Annotated in this window: 17 protein-coding genes; 8 read left to right on the top strand and 9 right to left on the bottom strand. The window is 60.1% G+C overall.

The features are described 5' to 3' along the window. Positions 1-265: 265 nt before the first annotated feature. The gene (locus ASTEX_RS15865; RefSeq protein WP_013480652.1) at positions 266-820 is read right to left on the bottom strand and encodes an NADPH-dependent FMN reductase; all 555 of its coding nucleotides are present in this window, start codon (positions 818-820) and stop codon (positions 266-268) included. 137 nt (positions 821-957) lie between these two features. On the opposite strand from ASTEX_RS15865, the gene ASTEX_RS15860 reads away from it, so the two are divergent. Continuing rightward, positions 958-1,608 (top strand): cation efflux transmembrane domain-containing protein, encoded by a 651-nt coding sequence (locus ASTEX_RS15860; protein ID WP_013480651.1) that lies wholly within the window; start codon positions 958-960, stop codon positions 1,606-1,608. A 224-nt stretch (positions 1,609-1,832) separates the two neighbouring features. Here the strand turns inward: ASTEX_RS15860 and topA are convergent, their stop codons facing one another. Then, positions 1,833-4,454: a type I DNA topoisomerase gene (gene topA, locus ASTEX_RS15855; RefSeq protein WP_013480650.1), complete on the bottom strand. Its 2,622-nt coding sequence runs from the start codon at positions 4,452-4,454 to the stop codon at positions 1,833-1,835. A 980-nt stretch (positions 4,455-5,434) separates the two neighbouring features. On the opposite strand from topA, the gene ASTEX_RS15850 reads away from it, so the two are divergent. Beyond that, the gene (locus ASTEX_RS15850) at positions 5,435-5,710 is read left to right on the top strand and encodes a hypothetical protein (RefSeq protein WP_144004753.1); all 276 of its coding nucleotides are present in this window, start codon (positions 5,435-5,437) and stop codon (positions 5,708-5,710) included. 188 nt (positions 5,711-5,898) lie between these two features. Here ASTEX_RS15850 and plsY read toward each other — a convergent pair whose 3' ends face one another. From plsY to ruvX, 6 genes are all read right to left on the bottom strand, one after another. Further along, entirely contained in the window at positions 5,899-6,546 is a 648-nt protein-coding gene (gene plsY, locus ASTEX_RS15845; protein ID WP_013480648.1) for a glycerol-3-phosphate 1-O-acyltransferase PlsY, read from the bottom strand. A gap of 139 nt (positions 6,547-6,685) precedes the next feature. Continuing rightward, positions 6,686-7,981 (bottom strand): dihydroorotase, encoded by a 1,296-nt coding sequence (pyrC, locus tag ASTEX_RS15840; RefSeq protein ID WP_013480647.1) that lies wholly within the window; start codon positions 7,979-7,981, stop codon positions 6,686-6,688. A 198-nt stretch (positions 7,982-8,179) separates the two neighbouring features. Then, positions 8,180-9,175 carry an aspartate carbamoyltransferase catalytic subunit gene (locus ASTEX_RS15835; RefSeq protein ID WP_013480645.1) on the bottom strand — a complete coding sequence of 332 codons (996 nt, stop codon included), beginning with the start codon at positions 9,173-9,175 and terminating at the stop codon, positions 8,180-8,182. A gap of 91 nt (positions 9,176-9,266) precedes the next feature. After that, complete coding sequence (locus tag ASTEX_RS15830) at positions 9,267-10,313, bottom strand: NAD(P)-dependent alcohol dehydrogenase (protein ID WP_013480644.1); 1,047 nt, start codon at positions 10,311-10,313, stop codon at positions 9,267-9,269. A 133-nt stretch (positions 10,314-10,446) separates the two neighbouring features. Next, positions 10,447-11,391 carry an AEC family transporter gene (locus ASTEX_RS15825; RefSeq protein ID WP_013480643.1) on the bottom strand — a complete coding sequence of 315 codons (945 nt, stop codon included), beginning with the start codon at positions 11,389-11,391 and terminating at the stop codon, positions 10,447-10,449. Between the two features lie 99 nt (positions 11,392-11,490). Further along, positions 11,491-11,994: a Holliday junction resolvase RuvX gene (gene ruvX / locus ASTEX_RS15820; RefSeq protein WP_013480642.1), complete on the bottom strand. Its 504-nt coding sequence runs from the start codon at positions 11,992-11,994 to the stop codon at positions 11,491-11,493. Positions 11,995-12,196: 202 nt separating this feature from the next. Between ruvX and ASTEX_RS15815 the strand changes: the two genes are divergently transcribed. The 6 genes from ASTEX_RS15815 to ASTEX_RS15790 all read left to right on the top strand — a co-directional run bounded on the left by ASTEX_RS15815 (position 12,197) and on the right by ASTEX_RS15790 (position 15,942). Beyond that, positions 12,197-12,553 (top strand): UrcA family protein, encoded by a 357-nt coding sequence (locus ASTEX_RS15815; RefSeq protein ID WP_013480641.1) that lies wholly within the window; start codon positions 12,197-12,199, stop codon positions 12,551-12,553. Between the two features lie 234 nt (positions 12,554-12,787). Beyond that, the gene (locus ASTEX_RS15810) at positions 12,788-13,150 is read left to right on the top strand and encodes a UrcA family protein (protein ID WP_013480640.1); all 363 of its coding nucleotides are present in this window, start codon (positions 12,788-12,790) and stop codon (positions 13,148-13,150) included. A gap of 37 nt (positions 13,151-13,187) precedes the next feature. Continuing rightward, the gene (locus ASTEX_RS15805) at positions 13,188-13,550 is read left to right on the top strand and encodes a UrcA family protein (RefSeq protein ID WP_013480639.1); all 363 of its coding nucleotides are present in this window, start codon (positions 13,188-13,190) and stop codon (positions 13,548-13,550) included. A gap of 133 nt (positions 13,551-13,683) precedes the next feature. Next, entirely contained in the window at positions 13,684-13,971 is a 288-nt protein-coding gene (gene gatC, locus ASTEX_RS15800; RefSeq protein WP_013480637.1) for an Asp-tRNA(Asn)/Glu-tRNA(Gln) amidotransferase subunit GatC, read from the top strand. Positions 13,972-13,988: 17 nt separating this feature from the next. After that, positions 13,989-15,473: an Asp-tRNA(Asn)/Glu-tRNA(Gln) amidotransferase subunit GatA gene (gene gatA / locus ASTEX_RS15795; protein WP_013480636.1), complete on the top strand. Its 1,485-nt coding sequence runs from the start codon at positions 13,989-13,991 to the stop codon at positions 15,471-15,473. Between the two features lie 139 nt (positions 15,474-15,612). Beyond that, on the top strand, positions 15,613-15,942 hold the full coding sequence (locus ASTEX_RS15790) for a hypothetical protein (protein ID WP_245532555.1): 330 nt from the start codon (positions 15,613-15,615) through the stop codon (positions 15,940-15,942). A 110-nt stretch (positions 15,943-16,052) separates the two neighbouring features. On the opposite strand, the gene ASTEX_RS15785 is transcribed toward ASTEX_RS15790, so the two are convergent. Further along, on the bottom strand, positions 16,053-19,103 hold the full coding sequence (locus ASTEX_RS15785) for a TonB-dependent receptor (protein WP_013480634.1): 3,051 nt from the start codon (positions 19,101-19,103) through the stop codon (positions 16,053-16,055). Positions 19,104-19,134: the final 31 nt, after the last annotated feature.

Below are 19,134 nucleotides of genomic sequence, written 5' to 3'. Positions count from 1 at the left end.
CCTGTAGCACAGGTCTGCGCCTGATTTATCAGGTGTTATACTTGCCGACCAAGATTTATAGAAACCACAGATTTCGCAGACTATCCGTGCTTGCCTCAACAGTATGGGCGCGCGGCGCCAATCTGTACCATCTGTATAATCTGTGGTTCGCCCCCCCTGCGGCGCGTAGCGCCCCTCACTTCGGCTTGCCACATGAAGGAAGGTCCGGGTCCTGCAGGCAATGCAAATGGGGCAGCCTTTTCGTGGGTTTCGTGGCCGAAAACTCTTAGGTCTTACGCACCTCGATCTCATCGACTAGGCGTCTGACCTGAGCTTCGATAAAGCTCAGCGTGCCTTCATCCGTAAACACACCGTCGGTGGTCTTCTTGTCGATAAAGGGAACGACCACCTCAGCGCCGCCCAGCGGATGTGCGCCAATGGCCGCCAGAGTGCCACGAATCTGCGATTGCGCCCGCACACCGCCGGTCGAGGCCGGAGAGGTGGTTATAATCAGGGCCGGCTTGCCCGCCAACGCCGCCTTGCCATACGGGCGCGACAGCCAGTCTAGCAGGTTCTTGATCGACCCCGGCATGGCGTAGTTATACTCCGGGCTGCCGATCAGCACTCCGTCTGCCCCCAGAACCTGAGCCCGCAGACGCGCCACGCCTTCCGGATAGGGCTCGACATCCAGGTCCTGATTGTAGACGGGAATATCGGCCACTTCGGCGACTTCAATCTCGACACCGGCCGGGGCATTGGCCGCCAAGGTTCGCAGCAGGGCCGTCGTGTAGGACGCTTTGCGCAGCGAACCGGAAATGGCGATGAGCTTAGGGCTGGACATGGCAGTACCTCGCGTGATCTGTAATGTAGTTAGCTACACATAGGCTGGGCCTGACGGAGCTGCAACCCTGATCGGGATAATAGCTTGCACCCGGCAGATGAAAAGGCGCAAGCTAATTGCCTGCTGAATGAGGTTCTATGTCCGCGCATTCCCATCATCATGATCATGATCACAGCCCTTACGATCATCGTGGCCACAGCCACCATATCGGTCCCGCGACCGATCCGGCGTATCGCCGTGCCCTGTGGTGGGTGATGGCCGTCAATGCTGCCATGTTCTTTGTCGAAATTGGCGCGGGTCTGCAAAGCCAGTCGAAAGCGCTGCTGGCCGATTCGCTCGACTTTGCCGGAGACGCGGCTAATATCGCCCTGAGCCTGTTTGTCCTGACGGCGGCGGTCAAGGTTCGCGCCAGAGCGTCGCTACTCAAGGCGGCCAGCATGTTCGGGTTCGCCTTGTGGATTATGGGCACAACCCTGTGGCAGGTCTACACTGGGACTGTGCCCCGCGCCGAGGTGATGGGCCTGATCAGTCTGCTGGCGGTCGCGTCCAATGTTGGGTCGGCGCTGCTGCTGTGGAAGTACCGCGAAGGCGATTCCAATATGATGTCGGTATGGCTGTGTACGCGCAACGACGCCATTGGCAATCTGATGGTACTGGGGGCCGCGGTCGGTGTTTATTTCACGCGGAATACGCTACCCGACGCCATTGTGGCCCTGATCATGGTGGCGATGGGCCTTCAGGCCGCGACGCGCATCACACAGCATGCCTTGACCGAATTGAAGGTGTAAACACAAACACTCCTGTGCCGAAGGCATTGAGAAGGGCTGAGCGTAGCGAAGCGCACGGCGGCGGTTCAGCTCTTGGTCATACGCTCGATGGCCACTCGTGACGCACCGTCGAGGTTCAAAGGTGTCGGCGCGGTTTATGTACAGGATTGGAGTTATCCTGTCCGTCAGCTCTTTTCATTCGCCGCCACCTCCCCAAGCCTTTGGCAGAGGGAGAAGAGAGGCGTTTAAGCCTCCGCCTTGGCCTTTTTAGCCGGCGCTTTTTTGGACGTGGTGGCTTTCTTTGTAGCTGGTTTTTTAGCGGGGGCTGCTTTTTTTGCAGTGGTTTTTTTGGCGGCCGTCTTTTTCACGCCGCCCTTGGCCTCAATGAGCGCCAGCGCCTGCTCCAGCGTCACATCTTCGGGCGCTGTGTCTTTGGGGATAGTGGCATTGACCTTGCCGCACTTGACATAAGGGCCATAGCGACCGGCCATGACCTGAATGGCGTCGCCGGATTCCGGATGCGCCCCCAGCTCTTTCAGCGTCGCCACCGTTGAGGCCTTGCCCTTGGCATTGGCGCGCTTTTCGGCTAGCAGCACGACGGCGCGGTTGAGGCCGACTTCGAAGATCTCATCGAAGCTCGGCAGGTTGGCATAGGTCTTTTCGTGCTCGATAAATGGGCCGAAACGACCTAGCGCTGCCGTAATCGGCTTGCCGTCTTCCGGGTGGTCACCAACCTTGCGCGGCAGGGACAACAGTTTCAGCGCGCGGTCGAGATCAATCGACGCCGGGGGCCAGGCTTTGGGTAGGGAGGAGCGTTTGGGCTTGTCGTCCTTGGACTCCGCTTCGCCAAGCTGCACATAGGGGCCGAAGCGCCCGATTTTGAGCGCCACCACCTTGCCGGTCTCCGGATCTCTGCCCAGTTCGCGGTCGCCGGAGGCAGCAGCGACTTCCGAGGCGTTTTCCGGGTTGCCGACGGGGCGCGTATATTTGCATTCCGGGTAGTTGGAGCAGCCGACAAAAGCCCCGAAGCGCGAAGTCTTCAGGCTCAGTTGCCCGGTGCCGCAGGTTGGGCAGGCGCGCGGATTGGAACCATCGCCCTTGTCCGGGAAGATGTGCGGCGCCAGCGCGTCATTGAGGCGGTCCAGCACTTCGGACACGCGGAATTCGCTGATTTCACCGGCTTTGGCGTGGAAATCCTGCCAGAATTCTCGCAGCAGCGCCTTCCAATTCAGGTCGCCTGCCGAGACGAGGTCGAGCTTTTCCTCCAGGTCAGCGGTGAAATCATACTGCACGTAGCGCGAGAAGAACTGATCGAGGAAGGCGGTGACGAGACGGCCCTTGTCTTCCGGGATAAAGCGGTTCTTGTCCATGCGTACGTAGTCGCGGTCGCGCAGCACGCTGAGGATTGAGGCGTAGGTCGAGGGGCGACCAATGCCCAATTCTTCCATGCGCTTAACCAGCGAGGCTTCGGAGTAGCGCGGCGGCGGCTCGGTAAAGTGCTGAGCCGGTTTGATGTCGTGTACGTCGACCAGTGTGCCGGTCCGCAATTGCGGAAGGCGGCCACCGTCCTCGTCCGTCTCGTCGTCCTTGCCCTCTTCGTAGAGCGCAAGATAGCCGTCGAAGGTGATGACCTGGCCCGTGGAGCGCAGACCAATCGACTTGTCATGATTGAGGAGGTCAATGGTGGTCTTTTCAACGCGGGCGGCCTCCATCTGGGCGGCCATGGTGCGCTTCCAGATCAGTTCGTATAGGCGCGCCTGATCACCTTCGAGGCGTAGGGTCTCCGGACGGCGGAAGATAGAGGTCGGGCGGATGGCTTCGTGGGCCTCCTGTGCGTTCTTGGCCTTGACCTTGTAGAGGCGTGGTTCGGACGGTACATAGGCGCTGCCGAAGCGTTCACCTACGGCTTTACGAATCTCACCGATGGCCGCCGGGTCGATAAACACGCCGTCGGTCCGCATATAGGTAATTAGGCCGGTCGTTTCCCCGCCAATATCGACGCCTTCATAGAGCTTCTGCGCAGTCTGCATGGTGCGCTGCGCCGAAAAGCCCAGCTTGCGCGCCGCTTCCTGCTGCAGAGTAGAGGTGGTGAAGGGCGGGGGCGGAGTGCGCTTGCCCGGCTTCTGCTCCACCGATTCCACAGCAAATTTTGACAGCGAGATGGCCTTGCGCGCCGCTTCTGCCTTTTCGGCGTTTTCAAGGTCGAACTTGGCGAGCTTCTTGCCGTTCAGAACGTTCAGACGCGCCGTAAACGGTGGCGAATTGGCCGACACCTCGGCGTCGACGGTCCAATATTCTTCGGACTTGAACTTTTCGATCTCCAGCTCGCGATCGACGATGATCTTAAGCGCCACGGACTGCACACGGCCAGCCGAACGCGCCCCCGGCAGCTTGCGCCAAAGAACCGGCGACAGCGTAAAGCCCACGAGGTAATCAAGCGCGCGGCGCGCAAGATAGGCCTCGACTAGCTCCATGTCGATCTGACGCGGGGCAGCCATGGCCTCCTGAACTGAAGCCTTGGTAATGGCGTTGAAGGTGACGCGCTCGACGACCTTTTCCTTTAACACCTTCTTTTTATTGAGCACTTCCAGCACGTGCCAGGAAATAGCCTCGCCTTCGCGGTCCGGGTCGGTGGCCAGAATGACGCGTTCGGATTTCCTCGCGGCATCGGCGATGTCGCTCAGGCGCTTTGAGGCCTTGGCGTCCACCTCCCAGCTCATGGCAAAGTCCTCGTCCGGTTTGACCGAGCCGTCTTTCGAGGGCAGGTCGCGCACATGGCCGTAGGAGGCCAGCACGGTATAGTCCTTACCCAGGTATTTGTTGATGGTTTTGGCCTTGGCCGGGCTTTCGACGATGACGAGGTTCATGAGGTCTTTAATAGGAGGAAAACCGACAATAGCAATAAGCGGTCGCTGAAAATTCCCGCCAACATGGGCTTGTGCGGCCAACGTGTCAACGCAGGGGCGAATTTCAATCGGTCGTCGCGTGATTTTGCGGGGCACAGCTTTGGGTTAAGTGGGGCTATAGTTCCCAATTAAGTCGTTCAAAAACAGACTCAGATAATCGCATGAGTGACACCCCTGCTTCTCGACCGGACGCCGCCGCCTATATCGCCAGCACCGAACGGCTGGAGGCAGTGATCCGTTGTATCTTGATATCATTCAAGAGCTGTCGGTGCCCGCCGAACGGGCCCCGCGCCCGTCGCTGATGACTACCTGCGAAAGGCCTATTGGAAGGCGGATGGGCTATGATGTGTTGCCTGATCACGCGCGCTTGAACCCGCCTTACTCGTGCCTACTGCATGCCATGCAGTGATCGTGTATAGCCCAGATGGTAAAGGAACTGGCCTGTAATGCGGATCATGCCGTTGGCATAGGCCTTTCGCTCGGGTTGTTCCCTTATAGGCCAGTTCGAATTACATCTTGGCGAAGTACCTGCGGTTACTACGTGCAATGCACCGTTTCGACGAATAGACCTGATGCGCCTTCGCATAGGCTTTCAGATTGCGCTCATATGAGTGTTGAGGTCTTCAATTGTACCGATAGCCGCTGCATAGGTAACTCTGGATTTTGTAGTCTATGTAGAGGAGTTGAAGGCTGGTCCGGTTCTGCGGACGTCGTAGATAGAGAACATGCGGCGTCGAGTAAGCGAAAATCAAAGCTCGGAGTGGCATCCTGATTGCCGCCTATCTGACCAGACGAGATGGTGATCTCCCGCTGTTCATTAATCAGTATGTCCAATACTGGGGCGTTGCCCTGCGCGGACTCGAGCTTGGCCTCCATCAGGTCGCTAATTGTTAGGGTTATCTGTATCAGGTAGTATGGCTTGTGGGTGGATAGGGGCCGCGGTGAACGCCATCGGCAAGCTCGCCGACGACAGGGAAGGGATCACGGAAGATATGCTGGGTCTTTCAGATTTAAGAGCTTTCAGGCGTAAATTGTGCACCGATCAGCGCCCCAATCAGGGCCGTAATCATCCTCCAGACCGTATTGTAATAGGCCTGCATTTTGGTCTCAAAACCGGCAGTGTCCCCCACCACGACCAGACCCGCCCCGGCGGTTCAACCGCACACCACTTGCTCTTCGACCGCGTCAAGGCGGGCGGGGACGATGCCATCCCTTGAGCGGTTGGCGATCTAAGGCAGGTTTCGACCGCATTCACGGCGCTGTTCATGCACAGAATAAGCTGATGGAAACGCACGGGGGGATACGGTTCGTGCGCGCCAGCTGCAACCGTGCAAAGTGTTCCGCGTCGCTCGTTGGTTCAGGCGGGAAAGCGACCAAGAAAGTCTTCCCCCCGTCGCTCATGGCTTTAGGCGTCCGCGGCGGGTCCGGCGTCTTTTTTCTTGCCGATCTTCGGTTCCTCGCCCTTGAGCAGGCGGCGGATATTGTCGCGGTGGCGCACATAGATCAGCACCGCCATAAACAGGGCCATGACAACGAAGGCGTGCGGCTGATCAATCAGCAATCCCAGCGGCGCAATGAGGGCGGCAGCCACCAGCGCGCTTAAAGACGAAATACGGAAGATGAAGGCGGTGAGAAGCCAGGTGCCAGCGGCTAGCAGCCCCATCGGCCAGGCGGCGGCGAACAGGGTGCCGAGGAAGGTCGCCACGCCTTTGCCGCCCTTGAATTTCAGCCAGACGGGGAAGAGGTGGCCTAAAAACGCCGCCCCTCCGGCCAGCGCCATGCCGGTCTGACGGGTCGCCTGATCGACGCTGAGCAGCAGGGCGAAGGTCAGTCCCACCGCCATCGCGCCCTTGCCCGTATCGCCCAGAAAGGTGATCAGGGCCAGATCCTTACGCCCCGTTCTTAAGACATTGGTGGCGCCGATATTGCCCGAACCGATGCTGCGTATGTCGATACCGGCCAGCTTCGTCGTGACGACGCCGAAGGGGATCGACCCCAGCAGGTAGCCGCCGATCACGGCAAGGGCAAAGATGGTCCAGTCGGGCAGAGGCATTGCAGGGCTTTCACTGATACCAACGGCCGAAGATGCTGACCGCATCCGGCGTTGAAAACTCGATACTGTCTCATATATATCAGAGACATGAGACCTTATCGAAAGGCATACCAAGAGTCATTTTCAATGACCCTTGGTATCAGGCCTGATAGACGATTCGCCCGTCCACCAGAGTCACCTCTACCTTGCCCTGTAATGTGCGGTTTTCAAAGGGGGAGTTCTTCGATTTCGACAGGATGTCGCTTTCGCGCAAGGCAAAGGGGGCGTCGATATCCACCACAATCAGGTCGGCGGGCGCACCGGGCGACAGCCGCCCGGCCTCCAGACCGATCAGTTGTGCCGGATTGATCGTCACCGTGCGAAGCAGGTCGATCAGCGGAATCTCACGATCGTGGTGCAGGCCGATCAGGGCCGCCAGCAGGGTTTGCAGGCCGATTGCGCCCGGCTCGGCTTCGGAGAAGGGGCGGCGCTTGTCTTCGGCGGGCAGGGGCGTGTGGTTCGACACCACCACGTCGATCAGGCCGTCGGCCAGAGCCTCGACCAGAGCGATGCGATCGTCTTCGCAGCGCAGCGGCGGATCAAGGCGATAGAAGGTGCGGTAATCGCCAATGTCGATTTCGTTGAACACCAGATGGTTGATCGAGGCCGAGGCATAGACATCCAGCCCCTTCGCCTTGGCCTGTGCGATGGCCTTGATGGCCCCGGCTGTGGTGATCTGATCGACCAGCAGCCGCGCCCCGGTCAGCTCGACTAGAGCCAGATCACGCTCCAGCGCGATGCGCTCCGCCAACGCCGAGACGCCCGAAAGCCCCATACGCGCCGCCATTTCACCGGAGGTGGCTACGGCCCCTTCGGACAGCCACGGCTCCTTGGGGCGGTGGGCGATCAGGGCGTTGAAGCCGTTGGCGTAAGAGAGGACGCGGGCCAGCACCTTGGAATTGATGATCGGGCGTTCGACATCGGTGAAATAGACGGCCCCGGATTCGCTCATCAGGCCGATTTCGGCCATCTGCTTGCCATTGTGGCCCTTGGTGGCGGCGCCGGCGGGGTAGACGTGGACCAGTTCGATATCGCGGGCACGGCGCAGGATGAAATCGACCATGGCCGGCTCGTCGATCACCGGGTCGGTATCGGGCTGCACCACCATCGACGTTACTCCCCCGGCCGCAGCGGCGCGGCTGGCGGATTTCAGCGTCTCCTTAGGCTCGGCCCCCGGTTCGCCCGTTTTGACTCGCAGGTCGATCAGGCCGGGGCAGACCACCTTGCCGTCGCAGTCGATGACCTTCATGTCGGCGGAACCCGACGGCAGGTGCGCCGTGTGCAGCACCTCGGCAATGACGCCTTCGGTGAGGATCAGGCTGCCCGGGCCATCATAGTCGCTGGCCGGATCGATCAGGCGGGCGTTCACAAGGGCTATGGCTTGGGATTGTTTCATGATTATGCCCTCGTTTTTACTCCCCCGGCGTGCCGGGGGAGGTGGCTGCAAGCGTAGCGAAGCAGACGGAGGGGGGCGCGGAAAACTTCATTTGTCCGCGATTTTCGCCGATTGGCAGAGCCCCCACCACCGCATCTAGCGCTTTGTGCGTCGTGCGGTCCCCCTTCCCAGTAAACTGGGGAGGTATAGAAGTGCTTTTCATCGGTCGGTCTCCAGACGCGCGGCCAGTGAGGCCAGAACGGCCATGCGCGCGGCGACGCCCATCTCCACCTGATCCTGAATGAGCGAGATCGACAGATCATCGGCCACTTCGGAGTCGATTTCGACGCCGCGGTTCATGGGGCCGGGGTGCATGACGCGCACGTCCGGCGCAGCCACGGCCAGCTTTTCGCGGTCGAGACCAAAATAGCGGAAATATTCGCGGGTCGAGGGGATGAAGGCCCCGTCCATGCGCTCAAGCTGAAGGCGCAGCATCATCACCACATTGGCCCCCGTAATCCCGGCCCTCATGTCGTGGTAGACCTCAACGCCCCATTCGTCGGCATCGCCGGGGATCAGGGTCGGCGGCCCGACGAGGCGCACATTGGCGCCCATCGCATTGAGCAGGATGACGTTGGAGCGCGCCACGCGGCTATGGGCGACATCGCCGCAAATCGCCACGGTCAGGCTATCGACATGGCCGAAGGCGCGGCGGATCGACAGCATGTCGAGCAGGGCCTGAGTGGGGTGCTGATGCTGACCGTCGCCGGCATTGACGACGCTGCACCCGACCTTTTGCCCCAGAAGCTGCGCCGCGCCTGACGCCGAATGGCGCACGACCAGCAGATCAGGCTTCATGGCGTTGAGCGTCACCGCGGTGTCGATCAGGGTCTCGCCCTTGGCCACGCTGGAGGTGCGGGGGTTCATATTGACCGTATCGGCCCCCAGACGCTTACCGGCCAGTTCAAACGATGACATGGTGCGGGTCGAGTTTTCGAAGAACAGATTGACCTGCGTGCGCCCCTTGAGCAGGTCGAGCTTTTTATTGGTCCGCCGGTTCAGTTCCACGAACACATCGGCCAGATCGAGCAGGGCCACAATGTCGGGCGGATCAAGGTCCTGCGCGGCATTGAAATGCCGTTTGGGGAAGGGAAAGAGGCGCGACTGGATCATCTCCAGCAACACCTGCGGATCTTGGGGGGTAATGCGCGTCATAAAGGGCGGCTATACCCCACGACTCAAAGGGAGGGAAGGGGCAATCGCCGCCGCCTCAGCGACGTGAGGCCGCGGCGATGTGCAAAGACCCTTAGGCCTTGTTCAGCGACGCGATGTCGATGACAAAGCGGTAGCGCACGTCGGACTTAATGACGCGCTCATAGGCGGCGTTGATGTCCTGAATGTCGATCAGCTCGATATCCGAGACGATGTTGTGCTCACCGCAGAAGTCGAGCATTTCCTGCGTTTCCTTGATCGAGCCAATCATCGAACCGGCGAGGTTCTTACGGCCGGGGATTAGCGAGAAGGCGTGCACCGGGATGGGGTTGTCCGGCACGCCGACCAGCACCATTGTGCCATCGACCTTGAGCAGGCCCAGATAGGCGTTCCAGTCGATCGGGGCTGACACCGTATTGATGATCAGGTCGAAGGTGCCCGCCAGAGTCTTGAAGGTCTCGGCGTCATTGGTGGGGTAGTAGTGATCGGCCCCCAGACGCAGGGCGTCGTCCTTCTTGGCCAGCGACTGGCTGAGCACCGTGACCTCGGCCCCCAGCGCGTGGGCCAGCTTAACGCCCATATGGCCCAGACCGCCCAGACCGATAATGGCGACCTTTTTGCCCGGCCCGGCGTTCCAGTGCTTCAGCGGCGACCACAGGGTGATCCCGGCGCACAGAAGCGGCGCGGCAGCGTCCTTGGGCAGGTGGTCCGGCACGCGCAGCACATAGCCTTCCTTGACCACGATATGGTCGGAATAGCCGCCATAGGTCGGCTGACCGTCGGCATCCAGATTGTTATAGGTCTGAATCAGGCCCGGCAGATACTGTTCGCGGTCTTCGTCGCGCGTCTGACAGTTGACGCAGGAATCAACGAAGCAGCCGACGCCGACCGTGTCGCCTTCTTTGAATTTGGTCACCTTCTTGCCGACCTGACGCACGCGGCCGACGATTTCGTGGCCGGGCACCTGCGGATAGATGCCGGGGAACCATTCGTCGCGCACCTGATGGATGTCGGAATGGCAGACGCCCGAATAGAGAATGTCGATGACCACATCGTCTTCGTTGGGGGCGCGGCGTTCAAAGGTAAAGGGTTCGAGCGGGGCCTTGGGCGAAGGCGCGGCATAGGCTTTGGCGAGCGTCATGGGAAATCCTTGCAAAATCGGAAGCGTTCGGCCGCAGAAAAGGCGTGGCTTGAGCCGTTACGGCTGAGGCGGGCGAACGGATCGGATATAGGAAGCGTGCCGCGGCCTTGCCAGCCCGAAGATGTGTGTAAATTTATGTAAGTAGGTGGTAGAGCCACAGCAGGAAGGGCAGGCTGATCAGGCTGAGAGAGGTGGTCAGCGCCACGATCCCGGCCATCAGCGGCGCGTCCCCGCCCATGTGGCGCGCCTGTACATAGGCGACGGCGGCGCACGGGGCGGCCCCGCAACACAGGGCGACGCCCTGCGCCAGAGCATCACCGCCGAACAGCCGGCACAGGCCCCAGCTTATCAGCGGCACGATCAGCACCTTGAAGGCCGAGGTGGCGACGACCAGCAGCGGCTGGCTGCGGATATAGGCGAAGTTCAGCCCGGCCCCGGCCAGAATGAGGCCCGTGGGAATGGCCGCATCGCCCAGCATCTTCAGGTCTTTTTCGATAAACGGCACGGATGGCGCGCGCACCACGTTGAGCGCCAGCCCGATCAGACACGACAGGAAGATCGGGTTGGTAAACAGGCGCGCCATGACGCCGCGAAAGCTGCGGTCCACCGTATCTTCGCCTTCAGGCTGCCCCCAGCGGGCCAGCACCAGTATCGAGGCCATATTGCTTAAGGGGATCAGCGCGCTCATGGCCACGGCGGCCAGGCCCACGGCCTGCGCGCCGAAGATCGAGGTGGCAATGGGCAAAAAGACGAAGGAGTTGAAGCGAATCAGGCCCTGAAACACGCTGGTATAGGTGGGGCCGGACAGGCGCAGCACCGGTTTCAGGGCAAAAGCGATCAGGATGGACAGAGCCAGCGACGTACTGACGGCCAGACTGATCGGGCCGGCGCTGAGGCCCGACAGATCGGCATGCCAGATGGCCGGAATCAGAAAACCCGGGTAGAAGACATAGACGGCGATGCGCTCAATCGGCCCCCAGACCGACGGCGGCAGAAACCCCGAAACCTTCAGCCCGAAGCCCAGCGCGATCAGCAGAAACACCGGCAAGATGCCGTTGATGAAGATGTCGGGCGTCATTTTTTTATCCCTCACGCCCCTGCTGCGGCGCGACAGGCTCCGGAAGGGCGGCGAAGGCTCGCCGGGGTGCGCTTGCGCCCTTTGGCAGACGCAATGGGCTCATGTGGCGCTTCTTATGCGGTCGAGCGCGCCCTGAAGAATATAGGCGGCGGCGGAACGGTCGATCACTTCGGCGCGTTTGGCGCGCGTCAGGTCGGCTTCTTCGATCAGAAAGCGGTTCATCACCGACGACGACCAGCGCTCGTCCCAGAAGGCGATGGGCAGGTCGGGCTCAAGGCCGGCGGCGGCGAACTTTTCCGCGGGCAGGCGCAGCAGGTTGCGGGCAAAGGCGCGCACCGACTGACAGCGCGGGCCTTCGGTGCCGTCCATATTGACCGGCAGGCCGATGACGAGGCCCGACGCTTCGCGCTGCTTCATCAGCAGCAACAGGCGTTCGGCCTCCTGCGTGAACTTGCTCTTTTTGATCAGCTCCAGCGGCGAGCCGATGCTCAAGGAAATGTCGCTGACGGCGACGCCGATGGTCTTTTCCCCCAGATCGAGCCCGATCAGGGCGCGGCGCGGCGGAAGGGCGGCTTTCAGTTCGGTGATGTCGAGTATGGCCATGCGATGCGGTGTGGCGCGCGGGCGTAAGCGAGTCAACCGCAATTACAGCGGCGTTGCGCCGAATGTGGCGCGCTTGTGAATTACGTTTATGTAATTAATGAATTGAATTTAATCTATTGCGTTTATTTAATAATAAAATTCTAGATTTTTACTTCTGGTTGCGGGATTTGAGTGTCTATCCAAAGCAACGGGAGATAACAAAATGCCGAGAACAATACTGATGTGTGTCGCGGGTGTCATGCTGCTGACGGGCGGGAGCGCCGTCGCCGCAGAGGAACTGCCGCAAAAGACGATCCGCTTCGCGGATGCCAACCTCAATGATCCCGCGCAAGCGAAACAGGTGCTGAGGCAGATCCGCACGGCGGCCAAAGAGGTCTGTGCCGAGGGGCTGGTCTCTCTTAACGGCTGGGTCATCACGGATCGTCAGTGCGAACGCACGGCCGTTCGGGAGACGGTCCACAAGGTTGGGCATCCGGGCCTGAGTCGTGTCGCAGTTGACGCGGGTGACGTCCGCGGGGACGGTTCGTCGCCTATTCTCGGTCAATGGGCTGAAAAGTAGTTTTCTGTACAAAATGTAATAATTGATGTGCGCGTCGGCCTTTGCAGGTCGGAACTGTTTCATTTCAAAATATACCATTCAATAAGCTGTCACAAAATAAACTAACAAAAGTTCATGAAATGAAATTAATAGATGGCAAAGATTTAATAATAAAATCATGGATTCTGTTTTCCGTCTGATTTATTGAATGCATCATAAGTTAAGCGTCATCAAACATTCAATAAGGAGCGGGTTATGAAGGTAGTGGTTTTTGTTCTTGGTGCGGCGCTGTTGTCCGGCGCGTCCATGGCTCAGGCGGAAACGGTGGAGACGCGGCGTGTGGCCACGCGCGATCTCGACCTTTCGACGCCGAAAGGCGTGGAGCGGCTCTATAGCCGTATTCAAAGCGTCGCCGAAGACGTGTGTCAGTCATCCGAGGGGCCGCTGACGACGGCCGAAGCCGAGCGCGTGTGTCAGGTGAAAGCTGTCGATGAGGCGGTGAGTCGCTTCAATTCACCCCTACTGAACCGCCTGCATGCGGCGCACGCCCCGGCGCAGGCCCAGGCTGAGATGCGTCTGGCCGAACAGTCGGCAAAGACCACGCTGCGTGGCAAGTAATCGTTATTCTTATTTCAATCAATACTGGAGACTAGCTATGCTTAAGAAGCTCACCGCCCTGATGACTCTGGCCCTGTCGCTCAGCCTTGTCACCCCTGTATCCGCCGAACAGCGTGACATTGAAACCCGTGCAGTGGTGCAACTGCCCGTGGTACTCAGCGATGCCAAAGCCGTTGAAAAGGCCTATGCGCGCCTGAAGGTTGCGGCCAAACGCGCCTGCGATTCTGATCTGGCTCACGACAGCGCTTCCAAAGCCTCAGACCGGGCCTGTGCCGCGGCGGCTCTGGATCAGGCCGTGCGTGACTCCAACCTGCCGGCCCTTGTGGCGTATCACGAAAGCAGGACGGTCCATGTCGCGTTTTATGCCGACAATTCGGACCGCAGCGCCGCTCAGCGATAATCTGTCGCAAGGCCAGAAACAAACGGCGCACCGACTGTCCCCGGTGCGCCGTTTTGCTATTTAAATAGGCGTGCCCCTTGCCATTTGGGCGCGCCCTCGCTAACCGGGACTCCATAGATATAGGAGTCTCCGCATGGCCATTGATGTGGCAACTGTGCGCAAGGTGGCGAGCCTGTCGCGCCTGCGCGAAAGCGACGAAAGTCTGGAAAGTCTGGCCGGTCAGTTGAACGGTATTCTGGGGTGGATCGAGCAGCTCAATGAGGTCGATGTCAGCGACGTGCAGCCCATGACCTCCTGCGTGGAAATGACGCAGCCCCTGCGTGACGACGTGGTGACCGACGGCGGCAAGGTGGCCGATGTCGTGTCGAACGCCCCCAAAAGCCTGGATGGCTTCTTTATCGTGCCAAAAGTCGTAGAATAGAGGGTGGTGGAATAGTTATGAGTGATCTCACCAAACTGACGCTAAAAAGCGCGCTTGATGGCCTGAAGGCGAAGCAATTCTCCTCAACCGAACTGACCGAAGCCTTTATCGGGGCCATCGAAAAGGCCAATACGGCGCTGAACGCCTATGTGCTAACCACCTTTGACAAGGCGCGCGAAATGGCCGGTGAGTCCGACCGTCGCCTCAAGGCCGGTGAGTCTCGCCCGCTCGAAGGCGCGCCTCTGGGCATCAAGGACCTGTTCTGCACCAAAGGCGTGCGCACCACCGCCTGTTCGGGCATACTCGATACCTTCGTGCCCCCTTACGAATCGACCGTTACCCAGAACCTGTGGGACGATGGCGCGGTCATGCTGGGCAAGCTGAACATGGACGAATTCGCCATGGGCTCGTCCAACGAAACCTCGCACTGGGGCCCGGTGACCAATCCGTGGAAGTCGAACGCCTCCAACGCGCCCCTGACCCCCGGCGGGTCGTCGGGCGGTTCGGCCTCGGCGGTGGCGGCGGACCTGTGTCTGGCCGCTACGGCTTCGGACACCGGCGGTTCGATCCGTCAGCCTGCCGCTTTCACCGGCACGGTTGGGATCAAGCCGACCTATGGCCGCGCCTCGCGCTACGGCATGGTGGCCTTTGCCTCGTCGCTCGATCAGGCCGGTCCGATCACCAAGACGGTTGAAGACGCAGCGATCATGCTGCAATCCATGTGCTCGCACGACGCCAAAGACTCCACCAGCCTGCCCAATGCCCTGCCGGATTTTTCGAGCTTTGTGGGTCGGTCGATCAAGGGCCTGCGCGTCGGTATCCCTGATGAATACCGCCTCGACGGCATTCCGGGCGAGATCGACGCCCTGTGGGAGCAGGGCATCCAGTGGCTGAAGGACGCTGGTGCGGAGATTGTGCGCATCTCCCTGCCCAACACCAAATACGCCCTGCCGTGCTACTATATTGTGGCCCCGGCGGAAGCCTCGTCCAACCTTGCCCGCTATGACGGGATGCGCTTCGGCCACCGCACCGAGGCGGCCAGCAGCCTGACCGACACCTATGAGCTGTCGCGCTCTGAAGGCTTCGGGGCCGAGGTAAAGCGCCGCATCATGATCGGCACCTACGTGCTGTCGGCAGGCTTCTACGATGCCTATTACGTCAAGGCTTTGAAGGTGCGCCGCCGCATTGCCGAAGACTTCGTCAACGCCTGGAATAGCTGTGACGTCATCCTGACCCCGGCCACGCCGTCGGCCGCCTTCCAACTGGGTGATACGGAAAAAGCCGCTGACCCGGTGCAGATGTACCTCAACGACGTCTTCACCGTGACCACCAACCTCGCTGGTCTGCCCGGCATGGCGGTCCCGGCGGGGCTGGATTCAAAGGGTCTGCCGCTGGGCCTTCAGGTGATCGGCAAGGCGCTGGACGAAGGCACGACCCTGGCCGTGGGTGCGGTGCTCGAAAAGGCTGCGGGCTTTACGCATAAGCCGTCCCAGTGGTGGTAAAAGGCCTCTTCTGAATGCAAGAAACCTCCGGGCGCGCTCCCGGAGGTCTTTTTTGTGCGTGTGAGGGTTCGTCTTTTTGGCGCAAGGCCTTGGGCTGCGGGAACCATGAGCGTATGGTGACGCGTTAACCTTTAGAGAGATGCGTATGCTGGTGACGGGTCAGGACATGATCGGGTGGGGACTTCTGGTGCTGCCGCTCATTGTGATCGCCTGGGCGGTGCTGTGGCTGGCCGAACAGACGGCTGAGCGCAATCGGCATGAACGCTATCTGCGCTTTCAGGCGGTCCTGCGCCATCTGGGGCGCGACGACACGTCGTGGGCCGAGAAGATGGCCGCCGCCCATGAGTTGCGCCAGTATAAAGAGTACCGTCATATCATCGGAAAAATCTTCGACGACGGTAAGGTGCGCGAAGAGGGGCAGGCCGCCGCCCTTGAGGCCGAGCTTAAGGACGTGTCCAAAAGCGGTTGATGTTCAAAAAGAAACCCGCGCCTTGCGAGCGCGGGTATTGTTTTGCGTGCCCAGAGAGTTCCGCCTATGAAACGGGGGCCGGTGCCGTCGAAACCGCACCGGCATACGCTCTAATACTTATACGTCAGACCGAAGGTGACCGTCCGCCCGATGCGGGTTTCAAACAGCGTGTCCTGACGGTTGGAGTCGATATAGAGGCGGTTTTGCTCGTCGGTCAGGTTTTGCGCTTCCAGCGACAGCTTCAAGCGATCCGTGACCTGGTAGGAGGCCGAAGCATCCACATACAAGGTATCGTCATTGCCTTGCAGATCGCTGCCCGCAGACGCCGGAATCGCCCGGATATACTTGCCGCGATAAGAGGCCGTGCTGCGCACGCTGAACTTGTCATTTTCCCAGTAAAGAGTGCCGGAAGCCGATTCACGCGATAGGTTGGTTAGGTCATTGGTCGTTGACGTCAGCGGAACACCCGTAGGCGAGCTGCTCAGGACGTAGTTTATCTCCGACGTAATGTGCGTGTAGTTGGCCAGCACGCCGAAATGGCTCCAGAAGCCCGGCAAGAAGTCGAGGTCGGCCTGAAGGTTCAGTTCGACGCCCTTCAATGGGCCACCCGGCGTATTGACGAAGCGCGCCACATTGAATAGGTCCGTCGCCGACGCACCGGACGCATTGCCCACTAGCAGTTCCAGCGGCAGGCCCAGTTCGTTGTAGGGAACGGTCTGATTAATGCGTTGAATGAAGGTCTTGATGTCCTTATGGAAATAGCCTACCGACACCAAGGAGCCGGGGCGGAAGTACCACTCCAGCGCCGCGTCGAAGGTCGTAGCGCGGATCGGTTCGAGGTACGGGTTGTTGATCGTCCCCGTGCGGGTGGTGAAGGTCACGCCGCTGGAGGGAGTGAGGTTCCCCAGTTCCGGACGGGTCATCACCTTGGCCGCCGAGAAACGCGCCAGTAGCTCCGGCTTCAGTTCAAACACGATGTTCGCCGATGGGAGAATATCGTGATATTCGCGCTCGACCTGGTTGCGGACGCCGCGCGTTGGGTATTGTGAGCCCGCGGGGGCTGTGGCGGCGATGTGGCCCACGGCGAACTGCTTTGTATAGACCGAACGCACGCCGACATCGCCGCGCACCGGAACGGGCAGCCAACTGTCCGAATTGAACTCGGCCATGATGTAGCTGCTGCGGACCGTTTCCTTGATCTGCGACTGTGGGGCGCCGCATTCGATGCCACAATATTGCAGGGAGTCGAACTTGAAGGCCTCACGCCATTTGGCCGGGTCGATGGCCACCCAGCTTGCCGGAGCGCCATTGCCCCACAGATCGTTTACTCCGGTGATCTGCTTGGTCAGGCTGGCTAGGGTGACGCCGGCGGGTAGGGCGGTGACGGCGACCTGAGTGGGGATCAGGTTGAGGGAGCGCGAATTGAAGTCGTTTTCGCGGTACTGCAGCCCGAATTTGACGGTGATCGAGTCGGTCGCATCGTATTTGCCATCTAGGTTGATGGTGGTGATGTCGGTTGTGTTCCACTGTGGCTTGCCCTGCACCGAGAAGCCGCCGGTGACCGTGCCGTCCGCCTGGCCGGGGGCGTAGGTAAAGTTCGCCGGATTGGAAACGTCTATGCCGAAATTGATCGCCGGAGTCGTCCCGCCGCCGCGGAAGTCGATGGAGAAGTTATCGACGTCGATAGCGTCAATGAAGGTTTGCAGGCGCATTGGCCCGTCCCAGGTCGAGGTCGATTTGCCGACAAAGCCCGTGACTTCGAAGCGTTCGTTGATGCGGTGACGCGCGTTCAGGTTCACCTGCGTGAATTCCGAGGTGAACACATCGACCAGACCTTCGGAGCGCACGTCCATGCCGTCAAATAGCCCGTACAGCAACGAGCCGTTCGATTTGAACTGCACGTCCTTTACCGAAACCATCGGCTGGCCATTGTTGCCGATGTTACGCGCCAGTGACAGTCCGGCGATGTAGTTGTCACGGCGTTCCACATCGAATTTGGAATAGAGCACGTCCAGCGACACGTCCGTATTGGCATCGGGACGCCACTGGAAGGTCAAGCTGCCGCCCAGGCGCTCGGTGTCCTGTTCCGAATTCACGTAACGCGGAATGCGCGGCAAAAACGCGCCGGAACCGGGTATGCCGGCGGCATCGGCGCGGCGCAGATTATAGATGGTGTTATAGGCGGCGATGGTGCCGGTGCGCGGATTATTGGTGGAGCAGTTGGCGGCTGTTGCCCCCTTGGCAGCGCTTTCTGCCGGATCGGGGCTTATCGTGCGTCCACCGCTGGGATCGGTCCAGCCGATGGGCGTACAGAAGGGTTGAACTTCGCGCTGCGTAACGCCATTGACAACAATTGGATTACCAGCGGCGTCACGTTTAATGGCATTATAGCCATTTGTGTTTGCCGAAAGGATGTCCACGGCGGAGTAGCCGACTTCGCGCGTATGCTTTTCCTGATAGGTAAGGGTGCCGAGGATGCCGAAGGTGCCATCAGCGAACTTTTTGGAAGCCAGCAGCGTGAGGCGCGGATCGGTCTTTTTAGCCAGTTCGTTATAGGTGCCCTTGGCCGAGAAGCTGAGCACCTCCGATTTGCTGTAGTCGAACGGCTTGGGTGCGCGCAGGTCAACCGTCGCCCCCAGTGAGCCTTCTTCGACGTCCGCTGAGGCGGTCTTTCGCGCCGCCAGAGACGAAAAGATTTCTGACGGGAAGATGTTGAAGTCGAAGCTGCGGCCGTTATTGCCCGCGCCATAGATGTCGGCAGAGCCTGACTGCGCCGCGCCTTCCATACCGTTCAGACGCACGCGGGTATATTGCGGCCCAAGGCCCCGCACCGAAATATTGCGGCCTTCACCACCATCGCCGCGCGACAGGGTAACGCCAGGGATGCGCTGCATCGACTCGGCGAGGTTGGAGTCTGGAAACTTGCCCACATCTTCGGCCAGGATCGAATCAATCGTTGCGGCGCTGTTCTTCTTGACGTTCAGAGCGCTTTTCAGCGAGCTGCGGAAGCCGGTGACAGTAACGGTTTCGATCTCGTCCGGGGCGGCTGCGGGCGTGGCCTCCTGCGCGAAGGCCGGGGCAGCGATAAGCAGGGCTGCGCCCATCAGAGCCGACGTGCACAACAGATGCGCCTTCCGTGGCGACGGAATGGTGACGTTCATAGGTTTCCTCTTTTTAACGCCCGGCTGCGAG

Origin of the sequence: Asticcacaulis excentricus CB 48, assembly GCF_000175215.2 — a bacterium.
Classification (GTDB): domain Bacteria; phylum Pseudomonadota; class Alphaproteobacteria; order Caulobacterales; family Caulobacteraceae; genus Asticcacaulis; species Asticcacaulis excentricus.
This window is presented reverse-complemented; position numbering and strand designations above follow the sequence as displayed.